At 35.8% G+C, this 12,381-nt stretch carries 12 protein-coding genes; 11 read left to right on the forward strand and 1 reads right to left on the reverse strand.

All coding sequences use genetic code 11. The features are described from left to right. Window positions 1-7 precede the first annotated feature (7 nt). The 8 genes from BCR24_RS15305 to BCR24_RS15340 all read left to right on the forward strand — a co-directional run bounded on the left by BCR24_RS15305 (window position 8) and on the right by BCR24_RS15340 (window position 7,794). Window positions 8-856 carry a DegV family protein gene (locus BCR24_RS15305; RefSeq protein WP_069641363.1) on the forward strand — a complete coding sequence of 283 codons (849 nt, stop codon included), beginning with the start codon at window positions 8-10 and terminating at the stop codon, window positions 854-856. A gap of 224 nt (window positions 857-1,080) precedes the next feature. Then, window positions 1,081-1,272 (forward strand): hypothetical protein, encoded by a 192-nt coding sequence (locus BCR24_RS15310; protein WP_025868968.1) that lies wholly within the window; start codon window positions 1,081-1,083, stop codon window positions 1,270-1,272. Window positions 1,273-1,349: 77 nt separating this feature from the next. Continuing rightward, window positions 1,350-1,832 carry a hypothetical protein gene (locus tag BCR24_RS15315; RefSeq protein ID WP_083244425.1) on the forward strand — a complete coding sequence of 161 codons (483 nt, stop codon included), beginning with the start codon at window positions 1,350-1,352 and terminating at the stop codon, window positions 1,830-1,832. A gap of 178 nt (window positions 1,833-2,010) precedes the next feature. Next, the gene (locus BCR24_RS15320; protein WP_069641364.1) at window positions 2,011-2,289 is read left to right on the forward strand and encodes a hypothetical protein; all 279 of its coding nucleotides are present in this window, start codon (window positions 2,011-2,013) and stop codon (window positions 2,287-2,289) included. Between the two features lie 19 nt (window positions 2,290-2,308). Next, window positions 2,309-4,363 (forward strand): cation:proton antiporter, encoded by a 2,055-nt coding sequence (locus BCR24_RS15325; protein WP_069641365.1) that lies wholly within the window; start codon window positions 2,309-2,311, stop codon window positions 4,361-4,363. A gap of 65 nt (window positions 4,364-4,428) precedes the next feature. Next, complete coding sequence (gene abc-f / locus BCR24_RS15330; protein WP_069641366.1) at window positions 4,429-6,315, forward strand: ribosomal protection-like ABC-F family protein; 1,887 nt, start codon at window positions 4,429-4,431, stop codon at window positions 6,313-6,315. Window positions 6,316-6,327: 12 nt separating this feature from the next. Beyond that, complete coding sequence (locus BCR24_RS15335; protein WP_069641367.1) at window positions 6,328-7,275, forward strand: thymidylate synthase; 948 nt, start codon at window positions 6,328-6,330, stop codon at window positions 7,273-7,275. An 18-nt stretch (window positions 7,276-7,293) separates the two neighbouring features. Continuing rightward, window positions 7,294-7,794, forward strand: coding sequence for a dihydrofolate reductase (locus BCR24_RS15340; protein ID WP_069641368.1), 501 nt, complete (start codon window positions 7,294-7,296; stop codon window positions 7,792-7,794). Between the two features lie 70 nt (window positions 7,795-7,864). On the opposite strand, the gene lexA is transcribed toward BCR24_RS15340, so the two are convergent. Then, window positions 7,865-8,494 (reverse strand): transcriptional repressor LexA, encoded by a 630-nt coding sequence (gene lexA / locus BCR24_RS15345; protein WP_100630371.1) that lies wholly within the window; start codon window positions 8,492-8,494, stop codon window positions 7,865-7,867. A gap of 298 nt (window positions 8,495-8,792) precedes the next feature. On the opposite strand from lexA, the gene BCR24_RS15350 reads away from it, so the two are divergent. The 3 genes from BCR24_RS15350 (at window position 8,793) to BCR24_RS15360 (ending at window position 12,376) form a co-directional block, all read left to right on the forward strand. Continuing rightward, on the forward strand, window positions 8,793-9,035 hold the full coding sequence (locus BCR24_RS15350; protein ID WP_069641370.1) for a DUF896 family protein: 243 nt from the start codon (window positions 8,793-8,795) through the stop codon (window positions 9,033-9,035). A gap of 98 nt (window positions 9,036-9,133) precedes the next feature. Next, complete coding sequence (tkt, locus tag BCR24_RS15355) at window positions 9,134-11,128, forward strand: transketolase (RefSeq protein ID WP_069641371.1); 1,995 nt, start codon at window positions 9,134-9,136, stop codon at window positions 11,126-11,128. 384 nt (window positions 11,129-11,512) lie between these two features. Then, window positions 11,513-12,376, forward strand: a complete 864-nt coding sequence (locus tag BCR24_RS15360) for a glucosaminidase domain-containing protein (RefSeq protein ID WP_069641372.1) — start codon at window positions 11,513-11,515, stop codon at window positions 12,374-12,376. Window positions 12,377-12,381 lie beyond the last annotated feature (5 nt).

Below are 12,381 nucleotides of genomic sequence, written 5' to 3' on the forward strand. Positions count from 1 at the left end.
TTACAAAATGAAAATTGCTATTGTGACAGATAGTACAGCTTATTTACCTGAGCGAATCAAGCATTCGCCCAATCTCTTTGTTATTCCCATCCCTGTTATTTTAGATGGTAAGATATATAACGAAGGTGTCGATATCGAAGCTGATGAATATTACAACTTATTGAATAATAGCAATGAGTTTCCGACAACTTCTCAACCGGCTTTAGGTGAGGTTATTGAATTGTACAAAGATATTGCTGCTAAAGGGTATGATACGATCATTAGTATCCATCTTTCATCAGGTATTTCAGGTTTCGTGAATACATTATTTTCATTAACTGATTCGATTGAAGGGATAACACTTTATCCCTATGATTCGAAAATCACAAGCGTACCGATGGGGCATATGGTGGAAGCTGCGTTAGATTTAGTGAAAGAAAAGGCTAGTTTGGAAGAGATATTTGCTAAATTAGACATTATTCGCGATAACACCTATGCTTATTTGATTGTTGAAGATTTAAATAATCTAGTACGAGGCGGTAGATTAACAAATGGAGCGGCTTTGATTGCTGGATTATTGAAGATTAAGCCGATTTTGACTTTTGAAGATGGTAAGATCGTTCTATTTGAAAAGATTCGTTCAACTAAAAAAGCCTTTGCTCGTGCAGAAGAAATCATTGGCAAACGTGACAAAGAAATCAACAGACCTGTCAAATTATATGTTATTCATGCAAATAATTTAACGGTTGCTGAAGAAGAAAAAATAAAACTTCAAAAAAAATATCCAGATGCAATTATTGAAATTGGTCATTTTAACCCAGTTATCGGGACACATTTAGGTGAAAAAGCGATTGCGCTATGTATTTCAGCACAATAGAAATAAGGATGAAACAAAGTTACTTTTGACTTTTGTTTCATCCTTATTTCTTCTTCATCAAATGAGCAAAACAGAAAGTATGTTCGTAAAATAACCAAAAAAGCAATAATGTGATACAATAACAACTAAATCGGACCTTTTTGGTCGATTATTGTTAAAAATAACGATTCAAATGTCACTTTCTTTTAAAAGTAAGGTATACTTAAAGAAAAGGAGGCGAGTGGATGAGTCTAGCTGAAGAACGCTTACAAAAAGAAAAAATGAAACAAGTTCAACTACTCGCTGCATATTATCAAGTAGTTAATCGTTTACCACTTGGTGTTAAAAGAGATCAGATGATCCGTGATATATTAGCTTGTAAAGACAAAATAAAAAAAATCAATCAGCAATTGACAGAATTAAATAAAAAGGATTAACTAGTTCATCCAGTTATATCTGCTTTGTTTTTAGTGTAAACAAAAAGAGTAAAGTTCATTTTTAAAAGGAGTATATTTTGGTTATAGATTTTTTTACTTTATTACTTGCAGCGTTTGTTGTGATTATGTATATTTATTTGTATTTGGTCAGAGATAGTGTGTTGATTAAAAGTCTTAAAAGAACAATTTTTTATGCTTTAGTGATTGGGTGCAGTGGATTTATCCTAATCATCACAATAATAACAGAGCAGACAATGGATCAAAGAATTCGGGGAATTCTTTCTGGTTTGTTGATGTTGAGTTTTTTATTGGATACAAAAGGTCTTTCTGAAGATCGGCTTATTTTAGGGCCATTCGACAGGAACGGTGTGTTGTATCGAGATATAGATAAGATGGCTTTGTTACTTAAGAACCAAGAAATCCGTTTAAATTATTTCAAAAATGGGCGTCGTGGACCGATGATGAAATTTTCTATACCCTTAGAAGATTTACTAGCTTTTCTTTCTGAACGCTTGAATGAAGAGACTGAAATCAGTATTTTAGTTGAAGAAGATACTTAAATCAAGACCATAGGAAGAAAATAACAGACAACACAAGAACTTTATTTTCACCTACTGTTTAATTTTTTTAGCAGAAATTCTATTCAAAAAGATTTTTTTAAATAATAGTCAATTTTAGTAGGTATTTCTTAAACTGTTTGCTATAATGTGCAGAGAAATTCTGAAAGGAAGTATTGTTGTGAGTAAAGAAATAGAGCAACGAATTGCTGAATTACGTGAAAAATATAAAGCATTACCCCCAGAGAAAAAAGCAGAATGGGAACGGCATATAAAAAAGAGAAATTTTTTGAACTATAAAAAAATAGAATTGATCAAATCTGAATTATTACGTTTAGAAGCCCGTCGTGCTCAGCTAGAGTTATGTGATAAAGAAAAAGAACTTGGATTAATTGAGAAAAAAATTACCTGTAAAAAAGAAAAATTATTACGGTATTTAGGAAAACAACTCAATCATTAATTTATAAGGGGGATACAAGATGGAGTTTGTTTCTTTAATTATTGTTTTTGTTTTAGCCATTACTTTTTCAAATGTCTTTAATCGAATTGTACCAATTATTCCATTGCCAATCGTACAAATAATTGTTGGCGTTTTGATTGGAGTAACAGATATGGGACGTGAAATAACGTTTGAACCAGAAATATTTTTGGTAATGATCATTGCACCATTATTGTTTCGAGAAGGAGAACGCAATGATATTTCTGCTACGATGAAGAATTTTAGTGTGATATTATTTTTAGCGTTCATAGGGGTTTTGATCACACTTGTAAGTGTGGGGTGGGCATTACATATGGTTATACCTGCTTTGCCGATAGCAGCTTGTTTCGCTTTAGGTGCAGCACTGGGGCCTACAGATGCAGTAGCTGTAGGTTCTTTATCTGGAAAGATTCAGATCCCGCATAAAGCAATGCATATTTTAGAAGGTGAAGGACTGATCAATGATGCTTCTGGCGTTACGGCTTTTCAATTTGCGTTAGCGGCTTTATTAACTGGTAGTTTTTCAGCAGCTGATGCTGGTATCACTTTAATTGTCTCTAGTATTGGCGGTGCGATCGTAGGCGCGATTTTAGTAATGATCAAACGACAAGTCGTGATGATCCTAGAAAAAGCATCTGCAAGAGATGTTACGGGTTACTTACTATTAGAACTATTACTCCCTTTTTTAGCTTATATGGTTGCAGAGCTGTTTCATGTTTCTGGAATTATTGCGGCCGTTGTAGCAGGTGTTATGCAAGCTGCTAGTTTTAAAAAGGTTTCATTATTCGAAGCAGAACTTTCAAATGTTTCAGAAAGTACATGGGGAACGATCACATTTACCTTGAATGCGTTAGTTTTTCTTTTCTTAGGTATTGAACTATCTCAAGTTTTTTCACCTATTTGGAATAGCGAAACATACTCTAATAGTTTCTTGATGGTCGTTATTTTGATTTTAAGTGTCACGTTATTCGCTGCTCGTTTTTTCTCTATTTTCTTGATTTATAGTGTAAAAAACGGCCTAAAGAATGTATGGCAATCAATGAACGAAATGCTGATACTAACATTTGGTGGTGTTAAAGGAACCGTCAGTTTAGCAACGATTTTTATTTTGCCATTGACAATTAATGGTAATGATTTTCCTGAACGTTCTCTGCTATTGTTCATTACTGCTTGTGTGATTTTGGTCACATTAGTTGGCGGTATTCTTGTTTTACCGTTTTTAACAGAATCTGACGAAGTAGAAAGCACGAATGTCCAAGGAATCACATTGTTGCAGGACGTGATTGAACGGCTTAAAAAAATCAACAAGGAAGATCCTCATGTCGAAATGAATGTTGTGATCGAAAACTATCAAGATCGTGTCAAAGAATTATATACCGAGCAATTACCATCGGAACAACGACAAGAAGTCCAAGAATTGCGAGCGCTAATTGTCTCGATTGAACGTGATGGTTTAGAAGAAAGTTTTCGTCAAAAGGAAATCGGAATCGAGGGCTATCGTTTGTATGAGCGCCTAATTTCCAGGATGGAACGTTCGATTGCGAGACAATTGCTCTCTATTATTGGTTTTTGGTTATTGTTTGTACGCCAAATCATAGCATTTTTTGTTCATCCCAAATTATCTTGGGCTAAAAAAGATGAAGAAAATCGGCGAGAATTTCAAATAGAAGAATTGGAAAATGTACGCCAAGTCTTTTTACAAAATACAGAAGTAATCTTAAAAAGTTTAGATAACTTAAAAGGTGTTTATGATGAAGAAATTATTCGTTTCTTCATTGAGGGACGATTACAACTTGCTCATCGATTGGAAGATGGTACCTTTATTGATTCTTTTCTCGTTCGTTCTCAATCCAATTATGTAAAAGAACTTATAATTGGCTATCAAGAGGAGCGGCGAGTGATCGATGAATATGAAATTTCTGAAAAAATTTCTTCTTTTGAAGCAAATGAATATCGAAAAAATGTTAACTTACTTGAATCTTATTCAATAAATGACATTTCTGGTGGCGTTCCATTGAGAAAGTTGACCAGAGAATTAAAAAAAGAAGCGGACTAAGAAAACTAGCTTCTTTTTTTTACATTTTTTTGATACAATAAGCAGGATGAAAAGGGCGTGAGCAGATGAATGAGTTAAAAGTAAATAATTTAACTAAAACATATGGAGAAAAAACATTATTTGATGCTATTTCTTTCTACATCCATGATAAAGATCGTATAGGTTTAATTGGGACAAATGGCACTGGAAAAACTAGCTTGTTGAATATTCTAGCTGGCAAAGATAGTGGTGATGGCGATATTTCTGCCATTCAACAACCAAGTGATTATCAAATCGGCTATCTTTCTCAAGACAAAGAATTTAATCCTGAATTGACAGTAGTAGAAGCTGTTTTCCAAGGTGATACACCGACTATACAGGCGGTAAAAAATTATGAGCTGGCATTGCTAGCACTAGGGGAAGATGGTCTTAGTGAGGCTGCACAAAAGCAATATGCACAAGCAGAAGAACGAATGAACACCGAAGATGCGTGGACAGCTGATACAGATGCTAAAATCATTTTACAAAAATTAGGAATCGAAACATTGCATAAAAAAATCGGCGAGCTATCCGGCGGACAAAAAAAACGGGTCAGTTTAGCCCAAGTTTTGATTGAATCGCCTGATCTATTGCTATTGGATGAACCAACGAACCATTTAGATTATGAGGCGATCAACTGGTTAGAAAGCTTTTTGAATGGCTATCGTGGCGCTATTTTAATGGTGACGCATGATCGTTATTTTTTAGATAGAGTAACCAATCGAATTTTTGAACTTTCTTTTGGAAAGTTACATGAATATAAAGGCAATTACGAAGCTTATATTATTGCTAGAGCAGAACGTGAACGTGTTGGTGTTGAACAAGAGGAAAAAAGAAAACAATTATATAAGCAAGAATTAGAATGGATGCGTGCGGGGGTCAAAGCTCGTGGCACGAAACAACAAGCCCGTCAAGATCGTTTTCATGATCTTAAAGAAAATCTTCACCAAGTACATCAAAAAGGCCAGTTAGAGATAGATATCGCGACACAAAGATTGGGAAAAAAAGTCTTAGAAATCAAAGCCGGCAGTTATCAAATTGAACAAAAAACAATTTTAAAAGATTTTGATTTACTAATTCAGGCAAAAGATCGAATAGGCATCACGGGAAAAAATGGCGCAGGTAAATCCACTCTTTTGAATCTATTAGCTGGACGTTTGCTATTAGATAATGGTCTGTACTCTATCGGAGAAACGGTTCGTTTAGCCTATTACACACAGCAAAATGAAGCAATGGATCCAAATCAACGGATGATTTCATACTTACAGGAAGCTGCAGAACAAGTTCGGCGCATAGATGGAACAACAATTAGTGTTGCTGAATTGTTAGAACGCTTTTTATTCCCACGTTTTATGCATGGAACAGTGATTGGGAAACTTTCTGGTGGGGAAAAACGTCGTTTGTATTTATTAAAACTACTGATTGGAAAGCCAAATGTGTTATTATTGGACGAACCAACAAATGATCTTGACATAGATACTCTAACGATCCTAGAGGATTATCTCCAAACCTTTAAAGGAGCTGTAATTGCCGTTTCCCATGATCGTTATTTCCTTGATAAAACAATGGACAAATTACTTGTGTTTGAGGGAGACGGTCAAATAGTGACCTATTTCGGTTCTATGAGTGAATACTTACTTGGAAATAAAGAAGAGTCGAAGAAAACTATTAAATATGAAACGAAACCAATTAAAGAAACTGAAAAAAAGGAAAAAAAGAAATTAACTTATATGGAACAAAAAGAGTGGGCAACAATCGAAGCTGATATTGCAGTACTTGAGGATCGAGCTGTTCTGCTTGCAAAAGAGATGAACCATCAAGGGGATGACTTTACTAAATTGCAAGAACTACAATCAGAGTTATCTATTGTAGAACAAGAACTTGAGGAAAAAATGGAACGTTGGGAATACTTGAGTGAATTTGCAGAAAATTAGGAGGCAGTAATTATGGAAGAGGCTTACTTAGCATTAGGTCGCAAAATTTTAACCGATGGTCACTTAAAAGAAGATCGCACAGGGACAGGAACACGAAGTATTTTTGGACATCAAATGCGTTTTGACCTATCAAAAGGGTTTCCTTTATTGACGACGAAACGAGTTCCTTTTGGTTTAATCAAAAGCGAACTTTTATGGTTTTTAAAAGGCGATACAAATATCCGTTATCTCCTACAGCATAACAACCATATTTGGGACGAGTGGGCTTTTGAGCGTTATATTAAAAGTGATGACTATAATGGGCCGGATATGACTGATTTTGGTCGTCGTGTTTTAACGGATGAAGTATTTAAAGAAAGTTATGAAAAAGAGCACAAAGAATTCTGCAATAATATGTTGTCTGATGATGATTTTGCAGCGAAGTATGGTGAATTAGGTAATATTTATGGAGCTCAGTGGCGTCATTGGGAAACGAAAGAAGGCAACTTTATTGATCAACTTAAAAATGTTATCGATATGATCAAGCAAACACCTGACTCTAGACGCCTGATCGTGTCCGCCTGGAATCCAGAAGATGTCCCTTCCATGGCATTACCACCATGTCACACGATGTTTCAATTTTATGTAAATGATGGGAAATTAAGTTGCCAGTTGTATCAACGTAGTGGAGATGTTTTTTTGGGCGTTCCATTTAATATTGCTAGTTACGCACTATTGACTCACTTGATTGCTCATGAAACTGGTTTGGAAGTGGGCGATTTCGTTCATACTTTGGGGGATGCCCATTTATATACGAATCATATTGACCAAATGAATGAACAACTGACTCGAGACATTCGTTCGTTTCCTACACTAAAATTGAATCAAGATAAAAAATCAGTTTTTGAATTTGAAATGGACGATATTGTAATTGAAGGATATGATCCTCATCCAGCAATCAAGGCACCAATTGCCGTTTAATTCGAAAGGGGTTCTCCAATGTTAGCAGCCATATGGGCACAAGATGAGCAAGGGACAATCGGTAAAGAGAATCGATTACCTTGGCATTTGCCAAATGATTTGAAATTTTTTAAACAAATGACTGAAGACAACACCATTGTTATGGGAAGAAAAACTTTTGAGGGGATGGGCGCTCGGCCGTTACCAAATCGTCAAACGATTGTTCTAACTAGAGACAAAAGCTATCAGGCAAAAGGAGTCATTGTTTTTCATACTGTGGATGAAGTTCTTGATTATGCCAAAACGTTTTCTGGTATTACGTTTATTGCGGGTGGTTCAGCAGTATACGAGGATTTTTTGCAATATTGTGACGTATTGTATAGAACAGTTATCTATCATTCGTTTGATGGAGATACAAAATTTCCTTTTGTAGATTGGGATGATTGGACATTGATTAATTTAAGCGCAGGCGAACAAGACGAAGCAAATGGTTATGCGTATCAGTTTGAAACATATCAACGTAAGGTCACAGCGGATTAAAAGATCTTGTCTAATTCAAACGAAAAGATAACAAAAAAACATACTAATAGTTAGTATGTTTTTTTGTTATTTAAATATGATTGCGGTATAGGCCAACAACTTTGCCTAAAATGCTTACGTTGTTCAAAATAATCGGTTTTAATGCATCATTTTCTGGTTGTAAACGAACATGGTCTGCCTCTTTAAAGAATCGTTTACACGTCGCTTCATCTTCATCTGTCATTGCAATCACTATATCACCATTTGAAGCCGCGCTTTGTTTACGAACAATAACTTGGTCGCCGTCTAAAATACCAGCATTGATCATACTTTCACCTCTGATAGTCAGCATGAACAAAGCATTTTCTTCTGCCATTAAATCAGGTGGAAGAGGAAAAAAGTCAGAAGCTTCTTCTACAGCTAAGATTGGCTCACCTGCTGTAACAACACCAAGCATCGGGATAACTGTCGGTCTCACACCGATTCTTTCAAGTCCGTCTGCGGTCAATTCAATTGCCCTTGGTTTTGTAGGATCACGTAAAATGAGTCCTTTTTTCTCTAATCGTGCTAAATGTCCGTGAACGGTTGAGGTTGAGGAAAGATCAACTGCTTTTCCGATTTCTCTTACGGTCGGGGGATAACCTTTAAGCTCAACCTGTTCATATATATATTTTAATACTTCGATTTGTCTTGTGTCTGTACGTTTCACCACAACCCGCACCTTCTTTCGATTTATATTTTTAGTGTACCATAGTTTTACACAGGAATCAAACAAGCGTTCGTGTTTTTTTTAGAAAGTATATTTCTGTGAATCACAAGGGAAAATATCTGAGTTAGGGAATCGGAATTTCTATAAATAAACACAATCGTTTCTGATTTTTAATAAGAATATAGTTGTATTTCTTGTGCTCATCTTATAAGATAGACATGGAAAGTAAACTTGTCTAGCTACAGGGCTAGTCTTTCAAAAAAGCTTGAAATATGCCGATTAAATTTTTAAAATAAGGAGGCCAAAATAGATGTTATCAACAGAAAAAATGAACCGTATCAATGAACTTGCTAAAAAAGCGAAAGAAAAAGAATTAACTGCGAAAGAAAAGGAAGAGCAAAAAGTACTTCGTCAAGAATATTTGGCTGCTTTTCGTGGTGGGATGCGCCATCATATAGAAGGAATGAAAGTGGTCGATCCTAAAGGAAATGATGTAACACCAGATAAATTGAAAGAGATTCAAAAAGCTAAAGGATTGCATAATAGAAAGTAATTTTAGTTTTTTTTACTAAAGGTAATTGCTTTCATGAGCGAAATGCGATAAAATGTAGTTAATAAAGGTAAAAAAAACCTAAATAGGAGATGATTTTTTTGTTCGACAACACTGATCAGTTAGGCGTTAACACGATTCGTACATTAAGTATTGAAGCAGTACAAAAAGCAAATTCTGGGCATCCAGGATTACCAATGGGTGCTGCACCTATGGCTTATGCACTTTGGACAAAACACTTAAAAGTAAACCCAAAAACTTCAAGAAACTGGGTAGATAGAGACCGTTTTATTCTTTCTGCTGGTCATGGTTCTGCAATGTTATACAGCTTACTTCATTTAGCTGGCTACGATGTGACTATGGATGATCTAAAAAATTTCCGTCAATGGAATAGTAGAACACCAGGGCATCCAGAAGTACATCATACTGATGGTGTTGAAGCAACAACTGGTCCATTAGGTCAAGGTATCGCAATGGCTGTCGGTATGGCGATGGCAGAAGCACATACTGCTGCGACTTATAATCGTGATAGCTTTCCTGTAATAGATCACTATACGTTTGCGTTATGCGGTGATGGTGATTTGATGGAAGGTGTTTCTCAAGAAGCTAGTTCAATGGCTGGACACATGAAATTAGGTAAACTGATCGTGTTATACGATTCAAATGATATCTCTTTAGACGGTCCAACATCAAAAGCGTTTACTGAAAATGTTGGCGCTCGTTATGAAGCATATGGTTGGCAACATATCTTAGTGAAAGACGGTAATGATTTAGAAGAAATTTCTCAAGCGATAGAAGCTGCAAAGGCTGAATCAGATAAACCAACTTTGATCGAAGTAAAAACAGTCATCGGCTACGGCGCACCAAAAGAAGGTACTTCATCTGTACATGGCGCACCTATCGGAGCAGATGGCATTACCGCAGCTAAAGCTGTTTATGGTTGGGAATACCCAGACTTTACTGTTCCAGATGAAGTTGCTGCACGCTTTAAAGAAACGATGATAGAAGAAGGCGAGAAAGCAGAAGATCAATGGAATAAGATGTTTGCAAATTATTCAAAAGAGCATCCTGATTTGGCAAAACAATTTAAACAAGCTTTTTCTGATGAACTTCCTGAAAATTGGGATAGCGAGTTACCAACCTATGAAATAGGTTCGAGTGCAGCTAGTCGTGTGACAAGTAAAGAAACGATTCAAGCAATTTCTAAAACTGTACCAGGTTTCTGGGGCGGTTCAGCTGATTTGTCTGCTTCAAATAATACAATGGTCGCTGCAGAAAAAGATTTTGAGCCTGATCAATACGAAGGTCGCAATATTTGGTTTGGTGTCCGTGAGTTTGCCATGGCAGCAGCGATGAACGGAATCCAATTACATGGTGGAAGTCGCGTTTACGGCGGAACATTCTTTGTATTTACAGATTATTTGCGCCCAGCAGTCCGCTTAGCTGCAATCCAAAATACTCCTGTGACATATGTATTAACACATGATTCTGTGGCAGTGGGTGAAGATGGACCAACACATGAACCTGTTGAACAATTAGCAAGTATTCGTTGTATGCCTGGTGTACAAGTCATTCGTCCAGCTGATGGTAACGAAACTGTTGCGGCTTGGAAAATTGCGATGACAACAAAAGATGCGCCAACGGTCTTAGTTTTAAGTCGTCAAAATTTACCAGTTATTGAAGGAACTAAAGAACATGCTGATACACTTGTTCAAAAAGGTGCATATGTCATTTCTAAACAAAAAGGCGAAAAACCAGAAGGGATCTTAATTGCAACTGGTTCAGAAGTGAATTTAGCAATTGAAGCCCAAAAAGCATTAGCTGAACAAGGGAAAGATGTTTCTGTCGTTTCTATGCCAAGTTTTGATTTGTTTGAAAAGCAAACAGCAGATTACAAAGAATCTGTTTTACCTAAAGATATAACTAAACGAGTTGCGATTGAAGCTGCTTCACCATTTGGTTGGGAACGTTATGTTGGAACTGCAGGCACAACTGTAACGATTGATCATTTTGGTGCTTCAGCTCCAGGTGATTTAGTCTTGAAAGAATTTGGTTTTACAGTTGATAACGTTGTATCAAAGTATACTAATTTATAAAATAAACTAGTTTTTAATAAAAAAGTAGACATTCACAAACTATGAATGTCTACTTTTTTTATTTATGAAAAAATTGCTAAAATCGGATAAATTGTACTTTTATGCAAAATAACTGCGTAATAAATGTAATATGATAGAAATATCGAGTAATGTTCTTAAAACGAATACATAAACAACAAAATAAAGGGATTTACCAAAAGAAACAGTTTGAATAACAGACATCATGTAAATTGATTGAAACAAATACAATTTAATTAATAAAACAAAAATTTCAACAGGATTACGCCCACTTTAAAACTTCAAAATTGAGGATCAAATAATTGTTTATAAAAAATTACCCGAGTAGAATGATGATATGATGTTCTATTGAGGAGGAACAAATGAATGAATGAGACAAAAACAAGAAGTAGCAGACACCAACAAAAAGAGTTGAAAAACAATACAAAACGAGTTGCATCTGTTATAGGTACTTCATTAGTACTTCTTCCGGTTGTGGGGAATTTGTTGCCACTAAGTGTTCAAGCCACAGAGACAGTGACCCAAGAAGCTATTTCAGAGCAAGCATTTATTGATTCTATTGGTTATTCAGCGGCTTCTGTAGCAGATGCTAATGATTTATATGCATCTGTAATGATTGCTCAAGCATTATTAGAGAGTAGTTATGGTACATCTGGTTTAGCAGCCGCACCAAATTATAATTTATTTGGCGTCAAAGGAAGTTATGGTGGACAAACAGTCTATATGCCAACTTCTGAATATTTAAATGGGCAATGGGTGACAGTGACTGAACCTTTTAGAAGTTATCCTTCATATACTGAATCTTTCCAGGATCATGCTAACGTACTTAAAACAACCTTAGCATCCAGTGGTGATTATCATTATTCTGGGGTATGGAAAAGCAACACGACTAGTTATATGGACGCTACAGCTGCTTTAGCTGGGCGTTATGCAACAGATCCTAATTATGCCAGTAAATTAAATTGGTTAATTGCAAATTACGGTTTAACTGCTTATGATTGGGAAATGGCAGGAACTGTATCGTCAGAGGAAAATATAACTGCAAATCAATCAACAATTGGTCAAAGTAGTGCGACAACAACTGTAACAGCCCAATCTTATACAGTTGTCTCAGGTGATACTCTTTGGGGGATTGCAGAAAAATTTGGACTTTCGGTTGATCAACTTATGGCTTTAAATGGCATAACAGCTGAATTGATTACTGTAGGACAATCGCTACAGGTTGCATAATAAAA

The organism is Enterococcus ureilyticus, from assembly GCF_001730315.1.
GTDB classification, from domain to species: Bacteria; Bacillota; Bacilli; order Lactobacillales; family Enterococcaceae; genus Enterococcus_L; species Enterococcus_L ureilyticus.